Here is a 24,194-nt window from a genome sequence, read left to right as displayed (position 1 = left end):
TATGCTCGGTTAAGCTCGTTGTCTGGTTTAGATTCTATTATATTCTCGCTCTAAAATACCATCAGACGTCAGTTGAATATGGCTCATGCGTCGGGCAACATAGTTCTGACGCCAACTGAGCATCTTTTGGGCATAAGATAATACGATGGTGGTGTAGTCAGGATCTTCAGCAAGGTTAAAAACTTCATCCGGATCGTTTTTCAAATCAAACAAAAGAGGCGGAAGAGTTGTAAAGTGAACATACTTATAATTATCATCCCGAATGATTGTCATCACGCATTGATCACTTGTTAAGCCGAATTTCTCTTCTGCTTTGAGCGTCTTCAAATCACGAAAATCCACTTCCCAGTGAACCTCCCCTCGCCACTTATTGGGCTTTCTTCCTTCAATGAATGGCCCTAGAGAGTGCCCGTCACACTGCATGGGGGGCTTCATTTCCATCAATTCGAGAACGGTCGGCATAATATCAACCGCTTCTGTAAAATGACGATCAATCACCTGCCCTCGTGTGGCATTTGCCTCTTCTCTGGGATCTCTAATGATCAGGGGAATATGGCAACTCTCATCAAAATAACCGAGTTTTCCCCACAGCCAGTGATCACCAAGCTGTTCCGCATGGTCAGAGGTAAATATAATAAGTGTCTTATCATACTGATCAGCATCTTTAAGGGCCTGAATAACGCGTCCTATCTGATCATCAACCTCGGAAATCAAGCCATAATAAGCGGCTCTCATTTGCTTGATTTCATGATCAGGAAGGTCGCGAACATTTTCTTCATGCCCCATATAAGCACCAACTTTGGCCATGTTATCCAATGCAAATGCTAAATAGGGATGTTGCGTTTTCTCGGCTTCAACATTCTCTGAACGATGTGGCATTTCGATATCGTCAGGATTATACATTGTGTTGTAAGGTTCTGGCGCAAACAAAGGAGGATGCGGCCTCAAGAAAACACCATGAAGAAACCAGGGGTCTTTGTGTATATTTATATAGTTGATAAGCTTATCAGCGATAAAAGCCGTATCGCTGCTGTCTTTGTCATAGGCAGGAGGCGCAAAGCTCACCCCCCTTTCTTCGACACCCGGATAGTCATTTTGACCGATTGTAATATCAAACTGGTTCTCAGGGAGCTGATATCCTTTGGCTTCCAGTTCGCCGAACCAGTCAACTGCCATTTCCTCACTAACCAACGATCCAATCTTAAAGCCGGGCATTACCCCACAATAGGTTTTTAAATCAGGATCGTTTTGATCACGTCCTCTGGGATCTACGGGTGTGTCCGTATAGCCATAGAGTGTTGGCTCATAGCCCTTTTTACGTGCTTCTAAAGCAATATTGGTAAAACTTGCATCCAATGGCGTTCCATTTGACACATGACGATGGTTCATCGCGTACATTGACGTTAACAGCGATGTTCTGGAAGGGCCACAAGGAACACACTGCGTATAGTGCTTTCTAAAAGCCAGGCCGTCTGACGCCAATTTATCCAGATTGGGTGTTTGCACCATGTGTCCGGCAGATGACAGGCATTCTCCCCGCCATTGATCAACGGAAATAAGCAGGATGTTTCTAATTTTCTTATCAGTCATGTTTTCACCGAAGCAAACGGATTGGCGATTGGCATTATTTTCTTATTTAAAAGCTTGTTCTCTAGACAAGTATAGATCCACTTTGCCCTTTATGACCAAGCCACAACAATGAAATTTTTATAACTGATACAAAGAAAATATCCCGTATAAAAAAAGCCCCACTACTCAGCGGGGCTTTTTCACATCAAGGTTTACCACCTATGGGGTCAAGCACACAGCCTAACTTTGCCAATTCATCTTTGTCACCTTCGTGATAAGCTTCATGACAGCTGAGAATTTCAGACACTGACTTGGCATAGATCACATTCCACTGTGCTTCGGAATGAAAGTTGCCAACAGGCATGAAATGTGACGCAGGATAGGTTTGTGCCCAGGTATTGGCATTTGGAATATCCACCATTCCCACGGCCTCTTCCGTAGCCTGACCACTCGTAAAATCAACACCAAGGCGATGACAACCAACACACGGATTGTCGCGGGTGCTCAAAGAAATTGGTTGCCACTTTTGAAAATCACGTCCCAAATGCTTATACCACCCTTCCGGATCTGTCGGAACTTCCTCCCACACCTGACCAATAAAGGGACTGTACATGAAGGGGTCATTATCATGGCAATTTCCGCAACCGTCGTCTGACACTTCTTTAGGTGTATTCCAGAACTGTTTGGCTTCTTCATAATCCTCAAAGGGAGCTTTTTTCATCGGTGATGGTACTAAGGACCCATCAATGGGAAGTCCGTTTGAACCCGTGGCCTGGAACCAACAAGTGCTGCCATCTTTTGCCGAATGGGCTACAACATCGATTTCATCATAATAGATGCTGCTTGCCGTCCTAATTTTCTTTTGCCTGCAAAGGACCGCGACCTGATTATCCCCTTCAGATAAATCAAGTACGCGCGAATAAGGAACGCATTGACCATCTGCATCTTTTCCCAGCGGTAACAATGAAGGGCGATCACAATCCATATTAGGGTAATATTCTTTTGGTGTTTTCCCGCCATCAACCGTGATCGGTATCATGGTTCCAGCCTGACAGTTAAATGCAGGAAGATCTCTTATCGCTTCGGCACACATGTTTCCATAGGAAGCAAGATCTTGTCCTTCTTCTTGCTGTTTCGGCTGTTCGCTTGGCGTACAGCTTAGAAGTAAAAGAAGAGATGCTCCAGAAAGGCTTTTAAGAAGTTTTTTCATCACGCCACCATCCCCGGTTGTTTGAGAATGGCAGCTTTAACCGCCTCGTAATAGCGTATATATCCCGTGCATCTGCAGATATGATCTTTCAAGGCATCATCAACAACTTTATCCAAAGAAGATCTTGGGATCGGGTTATCCGTTAATCGATCCCATAACGTCATCGCAGCCATTAAAAAACCGGGGGTACAGTAGCCACACTGAAAAGAAAAATGATCCAGAAATTCTTGCTGTAAGGGATGTAATTTACCACCCTCGGCAACACTTTCTACTGTATAGACTTCGACACCGGATAAAGATGATAAAGGTGTTGAACAGGCAATCATTGGTTCTGATGGTGCCCCGGGTTGTCGCCGGACAGATACAGTGCAGGCATGACAGACACCAATACCACAACAAAACTTTGTGCCCGTCAGGTTTAAATCTTCTTGTAAGAAATCAATGAGCGGCAAGTCAGCCTCGTCTTGAGAGGCGTGAACAGCTTTACCGTTTACGGAAAAAGAGATATCAGCCATTTTTATCCATCCCCTTACGAATTTTTTCTGCTGTTATGGGAAGGTCACGGAACCGAACCCCCGTTGCATCATACAAAGCATTTGATATTGCAGGTGCTACAGAACACATCACAGCCTCTGCGATACCTTTGCCGGTTTTGTCATGCTTGAGAGGATCAAGTGTGATTAGTTCTTGTCCCTCAAGCGCGACGTCACCCGCACGAGGGACGGAATATTGATTGAGATTCCAATCACCATCTGCAGGACCACCCAATCCCGGTGGCATATCTTCGAGTAAACTGTACCCAATGGCCATGGCAACGCCGCCCTGGCTTTGTCCTGACACCAATTCTTCGGTGATAATCTTGCCTGCATTAAGCACTGATAAAGACTTACGGACAACGGCTTCTCCAGAAACAGGATCAACTGTTAAACCAATGATATTCCCACAAGGGGCAAAGGTTGTTCTGGAATAACGGGATGAAGCTGCTGATGGGTAAACACCAGTATTGACTTCGCGACGAATGATTTCAGGGTTGCTTTGCCCCGCTGAATAAACAGCTAAACCATCTATTTCCCAGTTATGGATCGTGCCTTTCACATCAAAATCGGCTTTCACCCAAATTTCCTGAAAATAAGCATGCACAAGGGCACCTTTGATACGACCAGTACGATGTATCACATCTGCAATGATATCCATTGGGATTGGCGGTAAGTCACGATCTTTTACGTATAGTCGCTCATCTTTCCAGATAAAATCAGCCGCGGGAATATCTGGTAATCCCAGTATTTCGCGGGCAACAGGAACAATTGCCGTATCAAAAAGAACTTTTGAAGCCTGATTTATGGCATGTACTTGATGAAATGCGGTTAGGCAGGCACTGGACGATCCTACACCATTAGCTGTCCAGCCAGGTTCTTTCCAAGACCCTTTTTTGTCTGAACTCATTTTAAGGACTGGATAGAGATCAGGGTTCCCCATATCAATTGACGATGCATTACGACCCAAATGATCGGCAGTTGAAACAGCAAGGGTTGTTGCCGACCCGTTACCCATATCAACTGCATTTGTTTTCACAGTCAGTCGACCAGAACGATCAAGTTCAACATAACCAATAAGTCCATCACCAGAGGTTCCAAAGGCTTGCATGGACATTGCAAAACCAACGCCATACAACAGTCCTTCCTTGCGCCACCGCTCTTTGTCTCTTTTCTGATCTCGCCAGATATCATGATCTTCTGATTTATCCAGAATTTCGTGTAGACGTAATTTTTCGGTTATAGGGCCACCAACGACAGTATTTTCACCTTCATCAAGGGTGTTTTTACGTCTCAGTTCTATGGGATCCCAATTATTATCTTTTGCGACTTCGTCAAGAAGGGTTTCAATGGCAAAAAAGGCCTGAGGGCCACCAAAACCTCGTTGCGAACCGCCAGAAATATTTTTTGAATACATCGCATTGGAGTTAATCGCAGCCCGCGGAATGCTGTACGATCCACCTGCGCATAACCCGGCAAGTTGAGCAACCCATGGACTCAGGTTTTCACGTCCGCCGCCATCAAAAGACATCATGACATTCAGAGCTTGAATTTTACCTTGATCATCTACGGATAGGCTTTCAGTCAATTCACAAGCGTGGCGTTTTAATCCCGCCTGAAATTGCTCAAAGCGATCATAAGCCAACCGTATTGGTTTTCCTGCGGCATAAGCAGCGGCAATCGCAAGGTTTAAGGTAAAGACCGAGCTGTCTCGCCCACCAAAACCACCTCCGGGATAACAAGAGATAATGTTGACCGTCTTGACCTTAACGGCGGGGTTATCACCGGTAAACATTTCAAGCACGTCATTCATATCCCCGTCAGGAGATTGTGTGCCAACCAATAAATTTAGTGTTTCATTCTTGGAATCGTACCAACCCAGCCCATTCTCTGGCTCCATAAACATGGGATCCATTGCCTGCATAGAGCAACTGGCGTCATAGGTTTTCCATTTCCCTGAAGCCATTTGTTCCTGAATGCGTGTCCGATGCACAAAAGCTTTTTCAGAATAGTTTTTATCATCCCCATTTTGAGCATATGAGAAAACATCTTTACCTTTTTCATCAGATGCGACACGGACATAATTTGTCAGAGGATTAAATGGAAATACAGGCTTGTTACTCGGCTTTTTATCATAAACCACGAAATCAGAGTTAAACTGTATTGCTTTTTTTGCCGCTCTATAATTTCTGTTATCTTTAAAAATTAAAAAGGCCACAGGCTGACCGTAAAAACTTGCTCGTTCACCCTTTGAGACAATAAAGGGCCAAGTCAATGCACTCGGCCGTTTAACTTTGACGTCCTGTATTACAGGTTGGTTTTCTGGCTCAGCCTGATCTTGTAACTTATTTGGCCGCAGAACTTCTTTAGTTATCTTTTCTCCATAGAGTATTTCATCAGGTTGCGACTTATCAGGAATTAATGACAGGTCAAGGCCTTCAAATGGATTGTTAACATCAGTTGCCCGAACAATCATCACTGGCCGTTCTTCTTTTGGCCATCCGGGTAGGTTCCATGCATGATAGTCCCGGGCAAAAACCTTCTGCCCTGTAACCTTTACCAGTCCATCAACTCGATACCGGGCTTTTCCGGGCGCTTTTGACCAATCGCCACTATTTAAGGATGTTATCTCGTCCGTTTCATCCGCAAGCAATTCTGTTACGGGTATCATGTTTATGGTAAATGACACCCCTGCTACGGTTTTAATGAAACTTCGACGCGTCATAGAAAACGCGGTATTTTTCATGAATTCTCCCCTGAGAAAAGATTATGGGCAATTTAAATTGCCTCTCACTTTCGAGTTCACAGTGAAGCATTCCAATGGTTTATTCTTGGTAAAGTTTTGTAATTATTTTTCCCTCATTAAGAGAACAGACAAAAGCGCCATCAATTTTGATAGCGCCTTTGGTTAGGTAGAATAATAATAAAAGAAATTTGCCGACAAATTTTAGTCTGCAAATTGGGCTATGGTTCCTAAAACTTCATCTTTTGTTGCCGCACCCTTAACTTGCATTAAGATCTTGTGATTACGACAACCATCCCACTCTGTTGACGGTCCGGGGTGTCCTTTGGGTTTAATCAAGGTTTGCCCGAAAGCTGGCCCCTCACAACTTACACGCACAGCTGCATCAATTGCTCCAAAAAGCTCTGGATTTACATAGTACGCTGTTGCACAGGGATCATGGAAGTAGCACCCGTCAATTCCAAATGCACCATTATAGAATTTGAAATATAAATCAGCTGCATCAAGCAAGAAGCCTCCAATTCTGGGTACTTTTTGCGCAAGTTCTTCGGCTTCTTTTCTGTGAAGAATAACTTGATGAGTAACATCAAGCCCGGCCATAACCATGGGCCAGTCAGCACGAAATACAATATCGGCGGCATGGGGATCGTTGAATATATTGGCTTCAGCAACGGCAGAAACATTACCATATTCTTTTGCCGCACCGCCCATAATAATGACTTCCTTAACCAACGGGGCAATATCTGGCGCCATACGCAGCGCCATTGCCAAGTTCGTCAAAGGTCCGACAGCAATAATTGTCACTTCGCCGGGCTGTTGGCGTACAGAATCAATAATGAACTGTGGGGCAAATGTTTTTTCAATACTGCCTTTAGGGTCTGGTAAATTAATATCTCCAAAACCATCAGCCCCATGAATAAAGTCGGGAAACCCCTTGTGCGGCGCGACAAGTGGCCCTGAAGCGCCTTGAAAAACGGGAATGTCCTGACCAGCCATCTCCACCAGAATTTTTGCATTCTTGGCGGCGGTTTCTACCGACACGTTTCCAAAAACGGTTGTAAGACCAATCAAATTAATCTCTGGATGGTAAAGAGCATGATGTATTGCAAAAGCATCATCAATCCCAGGATCTGTATCAAAAATTACAGGATTTTTCATTTTATAAAGCACTCATCGTATTTAAAAATTGATCGACCTCCGCCGAGGTAGGAATAGCAACGGAAGCTCCTGCTTTTGTCACAGCCAGCGCAGAGGCTGCGCTGGCGCGTTGCATGGCTTCTTTTAACGGTAATTCTTGTACAACAGAAGATAACACATACCCGACAAATGTATCTCCGGCACCTGTTGTATCAACCGCATCAACTTTAAACGCCGGAACTTCAATCGTTTCATCTCCAGAATAGCAAATAGCGCCTTGTGTACCTCTGGTTATAATCACAACCGGGCAAAGTTCAGCAAGTTTTCCTAGATCTCCGTGCCCCTTTGTTTTAGCAAGCTCTTCTGCTTCCAGATCATTTACAATCAACAGGTCCACCAGGTCATAATCAATTGCTTTTGCCGCATCATCAAAAGGGGCAGGATTAACCGCAACCCGAGCCCCCATCTCCTTTACCAAAGAAATCATCTGGTTCAGATTTGGCATTTCATTTTGAAAAAGGACCCACCCCCCCTTTTCAAATCCAGTTAACTTATCTGATAAGCTATTGATATCGAGTTCATGATTCGCGCCAGAAAATAGTAGAATGCAATTTTCCGCATTATCATCGACTTGAATTAAGGCATGCCCTGTTGCAACAGACCCAACCTCAATGGACGATGTATCAACTTTTGAAGATTGCAGTTCTTCAATAATCCAAGTGTGGTCATCACCGATGACACCAATATGTTTTACGTTTTCACCCGCTCTGGCAAGGGCAACAGACTGGTTCGCACCCTTTCCGCCCAAGACCCGTTGATAGGACTTACTTGGCAAGGTTTCGCCCGGCTTTACGAAATAAGGAACACGATAAACGTGATCGACGTTTATAGAACCAATGTTCATAATTGTATTGTGTTTCACGAAATTCTTTCTGGCAGATAAGTCTAAAGTTAGCTGATCATACACAGGTCCATAAAAGTCAGACAATAATTTTCTGGTTGGTAAATTTTTTGATCATCACACGACGAAATTATCGGCAAATATTATTGAAAAATACTGTCGCAAGCATCCCGGTTATTCTTGACTATTAAATTGCTTGTTAATATAATTTCAAATGAAACTATTTTCATAAACACTTTAACCAAGGGTTACACGCGATGAAACTATATCACCGTATAAAAACAGCCCTTTTCTATGGTGTTGGTGCTTTTCGATTGATTGCACGTGCAAAGATCCTTGCTCCCTATATTGTTATGACAATCGGGCAAGCCCTATCCAATGAAAACAGAGGCTTATCCAGAGGATCCCCTCAATAATCAAAATAAAAAAACTCCCTGATTTTGATTATTTTCTTTGGATAAAAAGATGACCACTATGAATAAAATGGCTGAACGTTCCGACTTGTTTGATAACCCTATGGGCCTGAATGGCTTTGAATTCGTAGAATTTGCGGCCCCAGATCCTCAAGTTCTTATCGACCTCTTTACAACAATTGGCTTTACACTTGTCGCAAAACACCGTTCAAAGGATGTTGACCTCTATCGTCAGGGCAATACAAACTTTATCCTAAACAAAGAGAAAAATAGCCCGGCCTATTATTTTGCAGAAGAACATGGTCCTTCGCCCTGTGGTATGGCGTTTAGAGTAGATAACGCGCACCAGGCCTACAATAGAGCATTAGAACTTGGTGCACAGCCACTGGATATTCCTTGTGGTCCGATGGAACTAAAACTTCCGGCAATCAAAGGTATCGGCGGCGCGCCTATCTATTTAATTGATCGCTATGAAGATGGGTCCAGTATTTACGATATTGATTTTGAGTACTTACCCGATGTTGAGAAAAATCCTGTTGGTTATGGCATGGATATCATCGATCACCTCACCCATAATGTATATCGTGGTCGCATGGCTTATTGGGCCGAGTTTTATGAAAAGTTCTTCAATTTCAAGGAAATCCGCTTCTTTGACATCAAAGGAGAGTACACAGGTTTAACGTCGAAAGCGATGACGGCACCGGATGGTAAAATTCGTATTCCGTTGAACGAAGAATCTTCCGCAGGCAAAGGTCAGATTGAAGAATATCTGATGAAGTTTAATGGCGAAGGCATTCAGCATATCGCGTTAACAACACCCGATATCTATAAAACAATATCAGACATGCGTGCCAATGGTGTTGAATTTATGGATGCCCCGCCAGAAACCTACTACGAAATGCTGGATGAACGCCTCCCCGGACACGGCGAAAACCCTGAAAAACTTAAAAAACTTGGTATTCTTTTGGATGGTGCAACAGAAGCTGGCGATCCGCGCCTTCTACTTCAAATCTTTACCAAGTGCGTTATTGGCCCTGCCTTTATTGAAATCATTCAACGTAAAGGCGACGACGGTTTTGGCGAAGGTAACTTCAAAGCCCTGTTTGAATCTATCGAACGCGATCAGGTTAATCGTGGTGTGCTAAAAACAGACTAATCTCTTAATAGTCAGATAATAAAAGGGCGCTTAATTTTATGATCGGCGCCCTTTTTTGTTTCGAAATGGAGTAGCTCTCTACTTTAACTTACTCAGCATCTATCTGGTTTTCTGGCCTCGCTTTATCAAAGGCTTCTAACTTGAGACAGTTTTCTTCAATTTTTCTTATTTCAGAAAACTCTGCAATCGATATATCAAACCGATGGGCATTATAAAGTTGCGACACCAAGCAACAATCAGCCATTCCGGGTTTAGAGCCAAAACAATATGATCCCTCTGACTGACGTGTTTTTAAACGCTGCTCAAACGCTGATAATCCCTCTAGAACCCAATGCTCGTACCATGTGGATTTCTGATCTTGAGAAAGTAACATTTCTCCTGTTAGATACTTAAGAACTCTCAAATTATTTATCGGATGAATGTCACAACAGACCAGTTGGGATAAACTTCTTACAAATGCTCTATCCCCTGCATTAGTTGGCAATAGATTATGCCCGGGCAGGATCTCATCCAGATATTCAATAATTGCCATCGACTGCGTTAGAGTTCCGCTTTCTTTTGTCTCCAAAGCAGGCACAAGTTTTTGCGGATTAATCTCTTTGTACTTACCCCCTAGCTGCTCCCCGCCATTTTTAACAAGGTGAACAGGAATAATATCGTATTCAGCCTGTTTGAGGTTTAAGGCAGTTCGAACACGATAAGCCGCTGTTGATCGCCAGTAGCTATAGAGCTTCATAAGTTAGATATCCTCGACCAGTTTATCCGCACCAAAGCATTGATCTGCGTTTTTCAACACCCGCCCCATAAGGTTTTCTAGCGTTTCTTTTTCAGCATCACTCAGACCATCAAGGATTTCCTGCTCTCGTTTCAAGACAAGAGGAATAAGCTCTTGAAGTGTGTCGCTGCCCTTCTCGGTCAAAAGTAAATTTACCTTACGTTTATCAACGTCATCCACGTGGCGTTCTATGAAATCTCTTTCCATAAGGCCTTTGATGGCCCTGCTAACCTGCACCTTGTCCAAGCTGGAATAGTCGACAACTTCACTGGCAGAAAGTGGTTGGCTATTTCCCAAAACAACCATCACACGCCATTGGTAAACGGTCAGCCCTTTGGATTTTGTATAGACTTCGGCAATGGACTGGCTTACAGAGCGATAAAAAACGCGGACTTTATAAGGAAAAAAGTCTTTTAGATCCAAAACGTCATTGTCTGATTTTATAGAATTCTTATTAGTCATTTCGTCTTATACGCCACGTTTCTTTATGAATGAGTTCAGTTGCATTTTTGTTTGTTTAACAAATCGATATTTCGTTTGCTAATCCATCAATAAAGCCGGAAGCCATAGGGATAATGCCGGAAAAAGGATCAAGAGAGCCAGCCGAACAACATCTGCCATTAAAAAAGCAACAACGCCCCGGCTAATAGTTTGTAGTTTCAATCCCGGTGTCCCAGCCATGATAATAAACAGGTTCATCCCCACAGGCGGTGTTATCAAGCCAACCTCGACAACGGAAACCATAATCACACCGAACCATATTGGATCAAAACCCATGTTGGTAATCAAAGGATAAACAAACGGTAACGTCAGCAAAATCATTGACAACGCATCCATAAAACATCCCAGGATGACATAAAAAATGATCAGCAGTATCAAAATTGTATATTCGTTCCAGCCCAATTCACTGACATAAGCCACCAAAGCTTGCGGAAGACCTGTCGTCTCGACAAAGTAATTGAATACGGCGGTTCCAATCAGGATCATAAAGATCATCCCCGTTGAACTCGCTGTCTCTTCCAGACATTCAATAAATGTTCGGCGGTCCATTTTTCTTTTGAGGAGCGCAAGAATAAAGGCCCCTATTGCCCCTATTGCGGCGGCTTCTGTTGGGGAAAACCACCCCGCATAGATTCCGCCAATGACAACGGTAAATAACAAAATAACAGGCCAGACATTTAGCATGGAAGCAATCCGTCCAGACCAGTCAACGGGCTCATCCGCCGGGGCCAAGTCGGGATTTCTGGCGGTTTTGATCCGTACAGCAAGCATATAAAGTATCGTCGCGAGTATACCGGGGATCAGAGCTGCGGCAAAAAGGCGACCGATCGATTGTTCAGTCAAAATGGCATAGATAACCATGATAACACTGGGAGGAATCAAAACACCAAGCGTTCCACCTGCCGCAATTGTTGCGCTCGCCAATCCATCATCATAGTTCCGTCGACGCATTTCTGGCATTGCGACACGGCACATGGTCGCTGCTGTCGCCAAAGACGATCCACATATGGCCCCAAATGCGGCGCAAGCCCCAACCGTTGCCATTGCTAACCCGCCCTTATAGTGCCCGATAAAAGCGTGTGCAGCATCATAAAGCGCTCTTGATAGACCAGCTTTCGAAGAAAAGACGCCCATCAAGATAAATAACGGAATGACAGATAACGAATAGGGAAAGATTGATTCAAACGGGACAGATCCCATAATAAAGGCGACGGAATCAAAACCATTAATAATTAAGCCACCCACCATGCCAACAATACCCATCGCTATGGCTATGGGTACTCTGATGGCAATCAATCCGAAAAGAGCTACAAAGGCAATAAGACCAATTGTTGAGGATGCCATTAGATTTGCGCACTCTCTTTATCAAGCGGACCTTTATCAGATGGGTCTTGTTTTTCACTAAACAGGGTAAAGAAACTGGTAATTAAAAGTCCGACAGAGACTATTCCGGACAATGTTGAGCCAATTAAAACAGGTACCCAATAGTAAATCATCGGCAAACCTAGAGTGATAGAGATATCACCGTATTGATGCTGTTGTTGGGCCTGCAGAAAACCAAACCAGGCAATCGAGATCATAAAGATAACACAAAACAACATTCCCAAGGCCTGACAAAAACAGGCGATCTTTTTCGGCATACGTTCGGATAAGATCGCCACGGCAACATGGCTTTTTTTCATGAAAGCATAGGGTATTGAAAGATAAGCCGCCGACATAATCATCAACTGGACCAAATCAATCGTTCCATAGATTCCCACGTTATCGATCTTCCTCAACACAACATCTGTTGTTGTAATGAGCATGGCACCTAACAAAAACAGGATACCTATCCAGGCAACATACTTGATTAGATGATTGAAATATTTAGATATACTGAAAGTCATGCTTCACACAAACAGCTCTGTTGATATTAAAAAATGGTCGCTCTATCCCATTGTTAAAGCGACCATTTCAAAGACAATTACTGTTCATATTTTGCGACAGACTTTACTGCAGCATCGTAAATTTCTTGAGCATTATCCACGCCAGCCTCTTCCAAGCTTTTTAAATAATTGGTTGTTGTTGGTTCCAGAGCACGCCGCCATTCTTCCCTTTGGTTATCATTGAGGACAACTATAGGGCTGCCTTTTTTCTTGATATCTTCAAGTCCGGGCTTGTCCCAGTTATTCCACCAAGGACCAAACTTCGCGACAAGGGATGCACCAGACATATCATCAATGATTGCTCTGATTTTTTCAGGCAAGGCGTTATATTTCTTTTCGTTCATAATGAAATAGAAGCTTGTTGTGTAAGCCTTTGCATCAAGATGGTAATCCAGAACTTCGGCAAGCTTAAATCCATGAACACCGTCATAGGGGAAAATGGTTCCGTCGATTACACCCTTTTGCAGGTTTTCATAAACCTGTGTAGGGGGAAGTCCAACCGGTGTTGCCCCAAGTTGCTTGAGCATCATAGATGTTGCCGCGGAAGGCGCGCGCACCCGTAAACCCGCGAGGTCATCCATGGTACTAACTTGTTTACCCCGTGTATGAATAAGACCTGGGTTGTGGGCATGTAAGGCAAGAACCTTCAATCCCTTATATTCTTCAGCAAGATAAGTTGGATACAAATCCCATAAGGTACGAGATGCAGCATCAGATGATTTTGCCAGGAAAGGAAGATCCATGATCAGGGTACGTGGTAAACGACCACGAGGAAAGCCAGTGAGACCATGAGAAATATCGACGACACCTGCTCTTGCTTGATCATATTGCTTAGCAACATGACCAAAGGCAGATCCGGCAGGGAAAATAGTTACCTTGACTTGACCATCGCTTCGCTCTTCAAGCTCTTTTGCCCAAGGCTCAAGAAACTGGGTTTGGGTTGGATGAGACGACGGTAGAAAGTGGCTCAGCTTTAATTCAATCTCTGCCCCGACAGCATTTGAAAAAATTGCTGGCAATGCAGTGCTTGCAACCGTTGCCAGCGCAATGAGTGTACGTTTCATCCTATAACCTTCCTGCTCTTTTTTATTTCTGTATGCATACAGATCTTTAAATTATTTATGTGCAGAAAGAGTATAGTTTCATATGAAACTATACTGCAAGCTATTCTTGTAGCCCTATGAATAGATTTATAATTACTTTACATGTGATCTCTTGGGATAGATTTTTGGTAATCGCGAGCAAAGATCGCCTTATCCCCTTCGTAAGCGATCATCTTTCCTGAAATATCAAAACTATCTGCATTTAAAATCATTGAAACGTCAGTTTCCAGCTTGATTAACCAGCCATCACGAGACATGTAACAACACCATTGTGATGTCGCTTCCGCCCCCAAGGGTGTATCGGGATTTATGGACCACTTTGTTAAGCTTGTATGCCTGACACGTAAAGCATGTCCCGGAATTTCCGTTGTTCCGGTATCATCATCGGTAATGTAATGTGTCCGGTTACCAGCAAAATCCTTTTCAACCCGGCGTTCCGTTTTAGATGGTGTTATTTCTCTATATACAGGTAGCGGGTTTGCATCTTCGGGTTCAGGCATATGGGTTTCATCATCGCTGACCATTTGATTACCTGTTGCTCTGACAGGCAACGAGAGAGCTGCATTTTTATCCAGAGAAATTGAGGCAGTAACATGATACGGCGATGGCATGATCAATGGCCAATAGGCTGTTGATATGGAAATTCTAATTTTGTGTCCCGGTAAAAAACGATAGCCAATATGATCCAAGATGACCTTGATATCTTCTGCCTGCCCTGGAATCATTTCCTTTGGCGTTTCGTTACCATCACGATGCGCCAGGTTCAAAACACCAAAACAGACGCGATGAGAAACACCGTCAGGATGCACATCGATCAATCGCACGGCCAGATTTCCAAGCGGCGCATCAATTGCCACGTTCAAAGATAACGTTGGTTGGCCAAGGATCTCAATTGCGTCACTAAGAATATCTGTTTCAAAGACCAAAGATCCCCCATCATCAATGCGTTGATCACCTGGAGTTTCTGTGTCTGGCTTAAGGGCAAAGACCTCGCCACAGGCAATACCAGTATCTTCAGGTGAACAAATGGATACCCGGCCTCTACAATTACTATCATTCGTCTCAGTAAGACTGTGATCAGCATTCAAGTATAATTTTTGCACCGCAATGCTATTGGATGGCCAAACTTCTTCTGCAACCCATCTCCCCTCTTCATGTTCCCGCCAGAGCGAAGGTCTTACATTCTCTGAAATATAAGCACGATAGGCTGGTAAGTTTTCTGCATTATTCTGTTCATCACAAATCCATCGACCCCACCAACGCAAAGCTTCTTGATGGAAATCTGATCTGGGATGTGGGTAGGCAAAATGCGGGTACTTATGCACCCAGGGACCGTTGATGGCTTTAGCAAGACCGGGCATATTTTCGGCTGCTTCTGGGGGCGCATTTTTATAGGCATCAGCCCAACCGGAAATTACCAAACTTGGGATTTCCAAAGCCTCATAATCCTGTTCAATCGAGCCATGCTTCCAGAAATCATCATAGCGTTGATGAGATAACCATTCATCGAGAATAAGATTAGCGCCCTCTAAGCGTTCTAGCCACATATCCCGCCATTTATCACCAACTAAATCTGGATCTGGTGGCCGATTGGCAAAACATTGCATCACACCAGACCAAGACAGGTTTGAATTCAAATGGCAGCCGCTTTTATAGTGAATATCAGCATTATACCGGTCAACAGTCGAGCCAATCGATATAACGGCCTTTAATGGTTCCGGTCGCAAAGCCGCAATTTGCAGGGCATTAAAGCCACCCCAGGATATACCCATCATCCCAAGCTTACCAGTGCACCAGGGCTGTTTTGCAATCCAGTTTATTGCTTCGATGCCGTCAGAAAGTTCACGAGGAGAATATTCATCGTCAAAAACTCCGTCAGATTCACCTGTACCTGATATATCGACACGTACACCTGCATACCCTGCCTTGGCAAAGACGGGATAGGTGCTTTCATCCCGCTGTGCGGTTCCATCACGCTTGCGATAAGGAAGATATTCGAAAATCGCAGGTACGGGTATAACTCCACCTTCTTCATCCTGTGTCAAATCAGGCATCCAGATACGCGCCGATAGCTGTCGGCCATCCTTTAGCGGGATCCAGATATTCTCCCAGACGCAAAAGCCATCATGTTGAGTAACATTTGATCGGGGTTGAAAGCTTGTCGCCATATTGCACCTCAAAAAGCTATATCTGTAATAATGAACCGCCATAAGATAACTGGCATAAAAAAAACTGGATACGAAGGCTTTATGAAAAGCTTTCGCACCCAGTTACAAATAAAAACCAAACAAATATATTCTGGTTTATTTCAAGAAAGGCTCTGCCTTCATTGTATCCGCAATCGGGGCGCCCATTCTGGATAGAATCGTTGGTGCAAGTTGTAATTGATCCAGCAGGACGTCGTCTTTAGGTCCATTGCCGCCACCAAACCAATATAGCGCCACATCCTGTTGATCATCCCCGCGGCCACCGTGGTGCCCACGATCTGACTGACCATGGTCGGCTGTCACAATGACTTCATAACCATTTTTGATCCATCGAGGAAGGAAATGCGCAAGCATCGCGTCTATAGCAAAACAGGCATTATCCATTTCATGGCAATCATGGCCAAATCTGTGCCCCATGGAATCAAGGGTACAGGTATGCAGAATGCCATAGTCGATCTTATGACGTTCCGTCAACATTGTCAGTGTGGCAAACAAATCTGCATCAGACGGGGTCATCTGATTTTTGTGTCCATAGCCCGTCATGGTATGAAAACGACCATGATTAATCGGGCTATCCTCTTCGTCATATTCAATATCACGAACCATATCAAACGGCGCACGATTAAAGAATTCAGACCAGAATGAATGCGTGACAGCGCCTGTTTTTCCACCTGCAGCCCGAACTTGACTAAAAATATCAGCCTGTTCCACACGGAAAATAGACTGATTAGACACGACATGATGCTGTTGCGGTGTTACGCCAGTATGAATAGACGCATAACAAGATGCAGATGTTGATGGTAACACTGCACGCATTTTCCAAACACGTGCTTCGCCGGATTGAACCCAACCTTCCAGGTTCCCCATGTAACGACGCGCATCTCTCCATGGTTGACCATCCAAGATGATCAACAACACTTTATTTTTAAGAGCCAAGAGATAACCTCCCTAAACAGCACTGATAATAGCCAATCTTATCCATTGGCAGTGGAATATAAGTGCCGACTAATTGCCGGCACTTTCCATTTTCCGATCCGCCAAGACCTCTTCCAACCAGCCCAGCTTCATTTCTGGTACTGAAGAAAGCAGAAGATCCGTGTAGTCATCGAACGGAGGTGAAAGAACTTCGGACTTGGTTCCATATCTCACCAGTTCCCCAAGATACATAACAGCAATGGAATCAGATATCGATTTCACCGTCGCAAGATCGTGAGTAATAAAGAGATAGGCAACATTTTCTATCTTTTGCAAATCAAGCAAAAGCTTCAAAATGCCATCAGCAACCAACGGATCGAGTGCGGATGTAACTTCGTCACAAATGATCAGTTTGGGTTTCGCCGCCAAAGAACGAGCAATACATACACGTTGTTTCTGACCACCGGAAAGCTCAGCAGGATACCGGTCGATAAACTTCTCACCCATTTCGATTTCGTCCAGCAGCTCAATAACGCGTTTACGTTTTTCAGCGCCTTTCATACCGAAATAAAGTTCAAGTGGACGCCCAATAATCTGTCCGACAGTTTGACGTGGGTTCATTGCCACATCAGCCATCTGATAAATCATCTGAAGTTCACGAAGGTCATCAAGGCTTCGATTTGGCAATGCCGGTGTCAGCTCTTTGCCATCAAAGACAATACGCCCTTCACTTGGTGGTAGCAGCCCCGTTATCACCCGTGCCAGAGTTGATTTACCCGAACCGGACTCACCAACAACAGCCAGTGTTTGACCAGCATGAATATCAACAGAGACATCTTTTAGAACTTTAATCGTTCCTGCATAGGATGCCGTGATATTCTCAACACGAAGAATTGGATTGTCTGTCGGCTTTTTCTCTTCGTGTGTTATTGAGTGAGCTTTCACCAATTCCTGTGTGTATTCTTCTTTTGGTTCTTCGATAATCTGTTGAACAGTTCCGTGTTCAACCATATTACCGTGACGCAAAACAAGGATTTCATCAGAAACCTGTGCCACCACAGCCAGATCATGGGTAATATACAGAGCAGCAACACCAGTATCTCTAATTGCCTTTTTAATCGCGGCCAAGACATCAATCTGTGTTGTCACATCAAGTGCCGTTGTCGGTTCATCAAAAACAATCAGATCAGGCTTCGGACAAAGTGCCATTGCAGTCATAACACGTTGCAATTGCCCACCAGACACCTGGTGCGGATAGCGATTACCAATGTTTTCAGGGTCTGGAAGCCCCAGAGACCTGAAAAGTTCAATTGCGCGTTCTTCCGCTTGTGTCTTCGTTGAAAGTCCATGCAACAGCGTGGTCTCAATGACCTGATCCATCAAACGCATGGCCGGATTAAAGGAAGCTGCCGCAGATTGGGAAACATAAGTTACCTCCCTGCCCCGCAACTCCCTTAAGCCATGAGCTTGAATTTTAAGGATATCGCGGCCATTGACGAAAACTTCACCACCCGTAATTTCAACCCCACCGCGACCATAACTCATAGAAGAAAGGCCAATAGTTGACTTACCAGCACCACTTTCACCAATAAGCCCCATAACCTGACCTTTTTTCAGGTCAAGAGACACATCGTGAACGATTGTAATATCGTGAGGCTTCTCGCCAGGAGGATAGACAGTAGCGCCTATTTTCAGGTTCTTAATCTCAAGAAGATTATCAGACATTATCCGCGCCCTCCTTTCAGATCACTTGTTCTATTGAGGATCCAATCCGCAACAAGATTTACAGAAATTGCCAGAACAGCAATTGCAAAGGCAGGAATAAGTGCCGCAGGAATACCAAAGATAATTCCTTCTTTGTTTTCTTTTACCATGCCGCCCCAATCAGCTTCCGGGGGCTGAATGCCAAGTCCCAGGAATGACAAGGAAGACAGGAAAAGAACAGCAAAGATAAATCTAAGGCCGAATTCAGCAACCAAAGGCGACAAGGCATTCGGCAGGATTTCTCTGAAGACAATCCAACGTGTACCCTCACCACGTAATCTGGCTGCTTCCACATAATCCATGACGTTGATATCAACGGCTACAGCACGGGACAGTCGATAGACACGTGTACTATCTAAAACCCCCATAACGACAATTAGCGTCACAAGGTTACCAGGTAAGACGGATAGAACAACCAACGCAAAGATCAGGGTTGGAATTGACATCAATAGATCGACAAAACGCGATAAGACCATGTCAAACCAACCACCGGTTACCGCAGCGGTGAAGCCAAGAACAGATCCCATAACAAAAGAAAAGATTGTAGCTGCACCAGCGATAAAGATTGTGATACGAGCACCGTACATCATCCGTGTAAGAAGGTCGCGCCCAACATTATCTGTGCCAAGCAGGAATTCATCAGAAGCCGGCTCCCAAACATCACCAACAATCTCTGCCATACCATAAGGCGCCAATGCCGGAGCAAAGACAGCAACGAAGAGAAATCCACCTGTCGCAATGATGCCAACAAGTGCACTCAGGGGAATACGTTTAAAGTTCATGTATACGATCCCCTACTTTGGATGTCTCAAACGTGGATTTGCCACGATCGATACAATGTCAGCAATGATATTCAATGAGATATAGACACTGGCAAAAATCAAAGCACATGCCTGAACAACAGGAACATCACGCTTGGAAACATGGTCAACCAGATATTGCCCCATCCCAGGATAGACAAAAATAACTTCAACGATCACAACACCAACAACAAGATACGCAAGATTGATCATCACAACGTTGACAATGGGAGCAATCGCATTGGGAAAAGCATGCTTTCGAATAACTGTAAAAGGATTAAGACCTTTTAATTCAGCTGTTTCAATATAAGCAGATTGCATGACATTCAAAATCGCAGCTCGGGTCATGCGCATCATGTGCGCAAGAACAACCATTGTCAGAACGACGACAGGTAAGGCAATCGCGTTTAGCTTTTCGCCCAAAGTCATTGTTTCGTTCAAAATTGCAACAGATGGGAACCACCCTAATTGCACAGAAACAAAATAGATGAGCAAATACCCGATAAAGAATTCTGGGAGAGAAATTGACGCCAGAGATACACCAGATATCAATTTATCAGGCCAGCGATTACGATACTGAACCGCAAGAAGACCAAGAACGACAGCCAGTGGAACAGACAAAGCTGCTGCCCAACTCGCTAAAAACAGTGTATTCTGAAGACGTGAAGATATACCTTCGGCAATAGATTTGCCATTTGAAAGCGCAGTTCCAAGATCTCCTTGCAAAACACCAGCTAACCACTTGAAGTAGCGGACATAAGCCGGGTCATTCAGGCCAAGTTCTTTACGCAGATTGGCAACAGCTTCCGGTGTTGCTGACTGACCTAGAATAGATTGTGCGACATCTCCTGGCAAAATCTGGGTTCCGATAAAAATTAACCCCGATGCCAGAAAGAGGAGAAGGAGGCCCAACGCTATGCGTTGAGCCACCAGATTCAAAATGGGATGTCCCATGGGTCGCTGATTACGCTAACCAAGTTTTTGCGAGGGCGAAACCATTCATCATTTCGCCACTTGGATCATCTTCGTATCCAGCAACTTTGTCACTTACAGCAGCAATAAAGTCATTGAACATAGGCACAATTACACCGCCTTCATCACGAACCATCACACCCATCTCACGATAAAGCGCAATACGTTTCGCTTGGTCAAGCTCACCGCGTGCCTCGATCAAGAGCTTATCAAAGTCCGGACGGAAGAACCGTGTATCATTCCAGTCAGCTGTTGAGAGATAAGCTGTAGAATACATCTGATCCTGTACCGGACGTGAACCACCCCAGTACGAAGCAGAGAAAGGCTGCTTATTCCAGACTTCAGTCCAGTAACCGTCATCAGGCTCACGCTTAACATCCAGTGTAATACCACATTTAGCAGCAGATTGTTGGAATAGCTGAGCAGCATCAACAGCGCCAGCAAATGCAGTGCCAGCAGTACGAAGTAGAACAGGTCCATCATGACCAGATTTTTTATAATGGAACTTTGCTTTATCTGGATCAAAAGTACGCTGTTCGATATCTTCAGAAAACAGCGGATAACCACCATTGATCGGCATATCATTACCAACAGATCCATAACCACGAAGAATTTTATCAACCATTTCTTCACGATCAATTGCATATTTAAGTGCAAGGCGAAGATCGTTATTATCAAATGGCGCTGTATTACAATGCATCAGGAATACATAATGACCGCGACCGGAAACACTTCTCACCTGAATACCCGGGACGCGTTCCAGAAGGTCCGCAACCTTTGGTTCAACACGGTTGATCATATGAACCTGTCCGCCCTGAAGGGCTGCAGTTCTGGCCGTTGCATCGTTTAGAACTACAATTTCAACTTGATCAGCGTGACCGCGTGATGGATCCCAATAATTAGGATTACGTTCGCCAACATGACGAACACCTGGCTCATTTACAGTAACTTTATATGGCCCAGTACCGATACCAGCATCAGGAGCATCCATACCACCGTCCGGCTGAATAATCAGGTGATAGTCTGACATCAGGTAAGGTAAATCAGCATTAGCCGTTTTCAGAGTGACGGAGAAAACATCACCATCAGCCTTCATAGATTCGATATTACGCATAACGCCCAAGGCACCAGATTTAGTATCTTCACCGGAATGGCGTTGCATCGTTTTCAGAACATCTTGGGCAGTTACTGTTTTACCGTTATGAAATTCCACACCTTTGCGAATTGTAAAGTGCCATGTTTTTGCATCTGCTGATGGTTCAATACTCTCGGCCAATCGAAAGTTAATTTCACCTATACGAGAAACCTCAACAAGCGTTTCGCCCCAACACTTTCCAAAATCGTGAGAAACCTGTGTCAGAAAAGTTGCGGGATCAAGACTATTTGTACTTTCCCCCCCGCCAAGACCAGCTATTAGTTTTCCACCTTTTTTTGGACCTTCGGCCATGGCAGCACTGGATAACAGGCTACCTGCAGCAGCGGTAGAGACACCGACAGCAGCAGCTTTGCCCAAGAACTCACGGCGACCTAGTTTCCCCTGAGCGGCAAGCTTTGCCAGATAATTAATGTGTTGTGTCATTCCTATTCTACTCCCTGTTTGTATTTATCTTTTAGGTGAGAACCATATAAGCGTTTATTCGCTTTTATTTTATCATATGATTCAACTAATTATAAGTTTTAATTATTTTTAAATCCTGCAGTTCGTACCCGGATAGCCTCTTCAAAACGAAAAGAGAGACAAACCTCGTTCTTTTTGCCTGAAAAAAATAATTACTTATACGCACCTCCAACATTGATTCTGTTTTTCAGAATCTTGATTTTGAATAGAGTCATCTACCCATAACTTTGTCGCATTAAAGACAACAACACCCACGGCAGCGACTTTCCATCCAAAAAACGTCAACTTTTGATCAAAAAACCACATCTTGGTGTCGGTTTATGAAAAAAATCAATCAAGTTATTTTTACTCACCAATTAAACACTACTAATTGGGGAGAAATAATGACCACAACAACCAATATATTTAATCAAAAAAAATCAATCAAAACGTCATCGTTATTGCTTTTGTCGTCACATAATTACGAAGCGCTTCTATTCCTTTTTCCCGACCGATACCTGACGATCTGTTACCGCCAAATGGAACCTCTATACCACCAGCCCAATAATCATTTACCGTTACCTGACCAGAATCAATTGCTTTGGATAGCTTAAGTGCGTGAGTAATGTTTTGCGTATAGACACCTGCGGCAAGCGCAAAATCAGTAGAGTTTGCCGCCTCAATAGCTTCATCAAGGTTATCAACGACCTGAACCGTTAACACTGGACCAAAAATCTCTTGTTGTACCAGTTCGTCATCCATAGGCACATCATCCATAATTGTCGGAGCATAGAACCAACCACCTTCAGTTTCTTTGGTGATGATACGTTCCCCACCACAAGCGACGGTGATTCCTCGTTCCTTGGCACGTGCTACAAAGCCATTTATTTTTTCCAGTTGTTCCAGTGAATTGATGGCACCGTAATTCGGATTAGTAAGAGCATGACCTGCTTTTAACTGTGAGGTTTTCTCAACAATTTTATCAACCAATTCACGATGAATTGTTCTTTCTACGACCAACCTGGATCCAGCAGAGCAAATTTGTCCGGCATTATAATAAATTGCCCAAAGAACACCTTCCGCGGTTTTCTCCAAGTCGCAATCAGCGAGGGCCACAATCGGTGATTTACCGCCAAGCTCTAGTGTAACGCTGTTGATATTCTTTGCAGCAGCCTCCATCACCAACGTTCCGGTACCAACAGAACCCGTAAAGGTAATATGTTGAACCTTCGGATGATTAACCAGCGGACTTCCCGCGTCTGCCCCTGTACCCGTTACAACATTATAAACACCTTTGGGAAGACCGGCTTCAACAAAGACATCTGCCACCAACAAAGCCGTTAGAGGTGTCTGCTCAGCTGGCTTCACAATAGCGGTACAGCCTGCAGCCAAAGCGGGTGCGACACCTCTGATTGTTGTCGCTAGGGGGTAGTTCCATGGAATAATGTGTGCCGTGACACCAACGGGATCGACAGAAGAAAAAGAGAAGACACCATCGCCCAGAGGGAATGTATCACCCTGAATTTTATCGGCACAACCAGCATAATAACGCAGTGCCTCGACAGAACTCGCGACATCGCCTTTCGCCTCATCCAATGGTTTGCCTGAATCAAGGGCCTCAACAACGGCAAAATAGCCAGCCCTTTGCTCCAGTATATCAGCAGCTTTGAAAAGTATGAGGCCACGCTTACTGGGTTTCATATCACGCCAAACATTGAGAAATGCATCTCTCGCCGCTTCAACAGCCTTGTCTATATCCTCGTCTTGCCCGGCACTGACAGATGCAAATACCCTACCATTTCCCGGGTCTTTACTCTTAATTGTTTCTGTTGTCGAAGCAGATACCCACTCACCATTGATAAACAATTTATTTGGCAAGCCCTGTAGTGTACCTGTTTGAAAATATTCGCTGATCAATACGTCTGTTGATTTCGTCATAATCACACCTAAAGGCCTTATCGTTTTATTCTAAT

General features: G+C 44.2%; 20 protein-coding genes. 2 read left to right on the top strand and 18 right to left on the bottom strand.

The window, feature by feature from the left end; translation table 11 throughout:
• Window positions 1-27 precede the first annotated feature (27 nt).
• The 6 genes from BKB51_RS18935 to BKB51_RS18910 all read right to left on the bottom strand — a co-directional run bounded on the left by BKB51_RS18935 (window position 28) and on the right by BKB51_RS18910 (window position 8,114).
• Complete coding sequence (locus BKB51_RS18935; protein WP_085902684.1) at window positions 28-1,590, bottom strand: alkaline phosphatase family protein; 1,563 nt, start codon at window positions 1,588-1,590, stop codon at window positions 28-30.
• Between the two features lie 184 nt (window positions 1,591-1,774).
• Window positions 1,775-2,779: a hypothetical protein gene (locus BKB51_RS18930; RefSeq protein WP_085902683.1), complete on the bottom strand. Its 1,005-nt coding sequence runs from the start codon at window positions 2,777-2,779 to the stop codon at window positions 1,775-1,777.
• A complete protein-coding gene (locus BKB51_RS18925; RefSeq protein ID WP_085902682.1) occupies window positions 2,779-3,294 on the bottom strand; it encodes a (2Fe-2S)-binding protein in 516 nt (171 codons plus the stop codon). Before BKB51_RS18925 ends, BKB51_RS18930 begins: the two co-directional genes overlap by 1 nt.
• Window positions 3,287-6,058 carry a xanthine dehydrogenase family protein molybdopterin-binding subunit gene (locus BKB51_RS18920; RefSeq protein ID WP_085902681.1) on the bottom strand — a complete coding sequence of 924 codons (2,772 nt, stop codon included), beginning with the start codon at window positions 6,056-6,058 and terminating at the stop codon, window positions 3,287-3,289. The genes BKB51_RS18925 and BKB51_RS18920 overlap by 8 nt, the downstream gene beginning before the upstream one ends.
• A gap of 201 nt (window positions 6,059-6,259) precedes the next feature.
• Entirely contained in the window at window positions 6,260-7,213 is a 954-nt protein-coding gene (locus BKB51_RS18915; RefSeq protein WP_085902680.1) for a nucleoside hydrolase, read from the bottom strand.
• Between the two features lies 1 nt (window position 7,214).
• A complete protein-coding gene (locus BKB51_RS18910) occupies window positions 7,215-8,114 on the bottom strand; it encodes a ribokinase (RefSeq protein WP_085902679.1) in 900 nt (299 codons plus the stop codon).
• A gap of 236 nt (window positions 8,115-8,350) precedes the next feature.
• Here BKB51_RS18910 and BKB51_RS20780 point away from each other — a divergent pair, with 236 nt between their 5' ends.
• Complete coding sequence (locus BKB51_RS20780; protein WP_158090284.1) at window positions 8,351-8,509, top strand: hypothetical protein; 159 nt, start codon at window positions 8,351-8,353, stop codon at window positions 8,507-8,509.
• Window positions 8,510-8,558: 49 nt separating this feature from the next.
• Window positions 8,559-9,662: a 4-hydroxyphenylpyruvate dioxygenase gene (gene hppD, locus BKB51_RS18905; protein WP_218044090.1), complete on the top strand. Its 1,104-nt coding sequence runs from the start codon at window positions 8,559-8,561 to the stop codon at window positions 9,660-9,662.
• 88 nt (window positions 9,663-9,750) lie between these two features.
• On the opposite strand, the gene maiA is transcribed toward hppD, so the two are convergent.
• The 12 genes from maiA to BKB51_RS18845 form a co-directional block, all read right to left on the bottom strand.
• Window positions 9,751-10,398, bottom strand: a complete 648-nt coding sequence (gene maiA, locus BKB51_RS18900) for a maleylacetoacetate isomerase (protein ID WP_085902678.1) — start codon at window positions 10,396-10,398, stop codon at window positions 9,751-9,753.
• A gap of 3 nt (window positions 10,399-10,401) precedes the next feature.
• The gene (locus tag BKB51_RS18895; protein ID WP_085902677.1) at window positions 10,402-10,899 is read right to left on the bottom strand and encodes a MarR family winged helix-turn-helix transcriptional regulator; all 498 of its coding nucleotides are present in this window, start codon (window positions 10,897-10,899) and stop codon (window positions 10,402-10,404) included.
• Between the two features lie 78 nt (window positions 10,900-10,977).
• Window positions 10,978-12,282 (bottom strand): TRAP transporter large permease, encoded by a 1,305-nt coding sequence (locus BKB51_RS18890; protein WP_085902676.1) that lies wholly within the window; start codon window positions 12,280-12,282, stop codon window positions 10,978-10,980.
• A complete protein-coding gene (locus tag BKB51_RS18885; protein WP_085902675.1) occupies window positions 12,282-12,824 on the bottom strand; it encodes a TRAP transporter small permease in 543 nt (180 codons plus the stop codon). The genes BKB51_RS18890 and BKB51_RS18885 overlap by 1 nt, the downstream gene beginning before the upstream one ends.
• A 77-nt stretch (window positions 12,825-12,901) precedes the next feature.
• Window positions 12,902-13,927 carry a TRAP transporter substrate-binding protein gene (locus tag BKB51_RS18880; RefSeq protein ID WP_085902674.1) on the bottom strand — a complete coding sequence of 342 codons (1,026 nt, stop codon included), beginning with the start codon at window positions 13,925-13,927 and terminating at the stop codon, window positions 12,902-12,904.
• A 137-nt stretch (window positions 13,928-14,064) separates the two neighbouring features.
• Window positions 14,065-16,134 (bottom strand): CocE/NonD family hydrolase, encoded by a 2,070-nt coding sequence (locus tag BKB51_RS18875; protein WP_085902673.1) that lies wholly within the window; start codon window positions 16,132-16,134, stop codon window positions 14,065-14,067.
• A 135-nt stretch (window positions 16,135-16,269) separates the two neighbouring features.
• Window positions 16,270-17,109, bottom strand: a complete 840-nt coding sequence (locus BKB51_RS18870; RefSeq protein WP_085902672.1) for an alkaline phosphatase family protein — start codon at window positions 17,107-17,109, stop codon at window positions 16,270-16,272.
• 69 nt (window positions 17,110-17,178) lie between these two features.
• Window positions 17,179-18,813, bottom strand: a complete 1,635-nt coding sequence (locus tag BKB51_RS18865) for an ABC transporter ATP-binding protein (protein ID WP_085902671.1) — start codon at window positions 18,811-18,813, stop codon at window positions 17,179-17,181.
• A complete protein-coding gene (locus tag BKB51_RS18860) occupies window positions 18,813-19,634 on the bottom strand; it encodes an ABC transporter permease (protein ID WP_085902670.1) in 822 nt (273 codons plus the stop codon). The genes BKB51_RS18865 and BKB51_RS18860 overlap by 1 nt, the downstream gene beginning before the upstream one ends.
• Window positions 19,635-19,646: 12 nt before the next feature.
• A complete protein-coding gene (locus BKB51_RS18855) occupies window positions 19,647-20,606 on the bottom strand; it encodes an ABC transporter permease (protein WP_085902669.1) in 960 nt (319 codons plus the stop codon).
• Between the two features lie 10 nt (window positions 20,607-20,616).
• A complete protein-coding gene (locus BKB51_RS18850; protein WP_085902668.1) occupies window positions 20,617-22,203 on the bottom strand; it encodes an ABC transporter substrate-binding protein in 1,587 nt (528 codons plus the stop codon).
• Window positions 22,204-22,665: 462 nt separating this feature from the next.
• On the bottom strand, window positions 22,666-24,159 hold the full coding sequence (locus tag BKB51_RS18845; RefSeq protein ID WP_085902667.1) for an aldehyde dehydrogenase family protein: 1,494 nt from the start codon (window positions 24,157-24,159) through the stop codon (window positions 22,666-22,668).
• Between the last annotated feature and the right edge of the window lie 35 nt (window positions 24,160-24,194).

This window comes from Kiloniella majae (assembly GCF_002118315.1).
Lineage (GTDB): Bacteria > Pseudomonadota > Alphaproteobacteria > Kiloniellales > Kiloniellaceae > Kiloniella > Kiloniella majae.
The sequence above is the reverse complement of the archived record's forward strand: the minus strand, read 5'-3'. Positions and strand labels throughout refer to the sequence as shown.

Excerpts from the sequence above, each read along its gene's own strand:
- BKB51_RS18935 (WP_085902684.1), bottom strand. The coding sequence starts at position 1,590 with ATGACTGATAAGAAAATTAGAAACATCCTGCTTATTTCCGTTGATCAA.
- BKB51_RS18930 (WP_085902683.1), bottom strand. The coding sequence starts at position 2,779 with ATGAAAAAACTTCTTAAAAGCCTTTCTGGAGCATCTCTTCTTTTACTT.
- BKB51_RS18925 (WP_085902682.1), bottom strand. The coding sequence starts at position 3,294 with ATGGCTGATATCTCTTTTTCCGTAAACGGTAAAGCTGTTCACGCCTCT.
- BKB51_RS18920 (WP_085902681.1), bottom strand. The coding sequence starts at position 6,058 with ATGAAAAATACCGCGTTTTCTATGACGCGTCGAAGTTTCATTAAAACC.
- BKB51_RS18915 (WP_085902680.1), bottom strand. The coding sequence starts at position 7,213 with ATGAAAAATCCTGTAATTTTTGATACAGATCCTGGGATTGATGATGCT.
- BKB51_RS20780 (WP_158090284.1), top strand. The coding sequence starts at position 8,351 with ATGAAACTATATCACCGTATAAAAACAGCCCTTTTCTATGGTGTTGGT.
- hppD (WP_218044090.1), top strand. The coding sequence starts at position 8,559 with ATGACCACTATGAATAAAATGGCTGAACGTTCCGACTTGTTTGATAAC.
- maiA (WP_085902678.1), bottom strand. The coding sequence starts at position 10,398 with ATGAAGCTCTATAGCTACTGGCGATCAACAGCGGCTTATCGTGTTCGA.
- BKB51_RS18895 (WP_085902677.1), bottom strand. The coding sequence starts at position 10,899 with ATGACTAATAAGAATTCTATAAAATCAGACAATGACGTTTTGGATCTA.
- BKB51_RS18890 (WP_085902676.1), bottom strand. The coding sequence starts at position 12,282 with ATGGCATCCTCAACAATTGGTCTTATTGCCTTTGTAGCTCTTTTCGGA.
- BKB51_RS18885 (WP_085902675.1), bottom strand. The coding sequence starts at position 12,824 with ATGACTTTCAGTATATCTAAATATTTCAATCATCTAATCAAGTATGTT.
- BKB51_RS18880 (WP_085902674.1), bottom strand. The coding sequence starts at position 13,927 with ATGAAACGTACACTCATTGCGCTGGCAACGGTTGCAAGCACTGCATTG.
- BKB51_RS18875 (WP_085902673.1), bottom strand. The coding sequence starts at position 16,134 with ATGGCGACAAGCTTTCAACCCCGATCAAATGTTACTCAACATGATGGC.
- BKB51_RS18865 (WP_085902671.1), bottom strand. The coding sequence starts at position 18,813 with ATGTCTGATAATCTTCTTGAGATTAAGAACCTGAAAATAGGCGCTACT.
- BKB51_RS18860 (WP_085902670.1), bottom strand. The coding sequence starts at position 19,634 with ATGAACTTTAAACGTATTCCCCTGAGTGCACTTGTTGGCATCATTGCG.
- BKB51_RS18855 (WP_085902669.1), bottom strand. The coding sequence starts at position 20,606 with ATGGGACATCCCATTTTGAATCTGGTGGCTCAACGCATAGCGTTGGGC.
- BKB51_RS18850 (WP_085902668.1), bottom strand. The coding sequence starts at position 22,203 with ATGACACAACACATTAATTATCTGGCAAAGCTTGCCGCTCAGGGGAAA.
- BKB51_RS18845 (WP_085902667.1), bottom strand. The coding sequence starts at position 24,159 with ATGACGAAATCAACAGACGTATTGATCAGCGAATATTTTCAAACAGGT.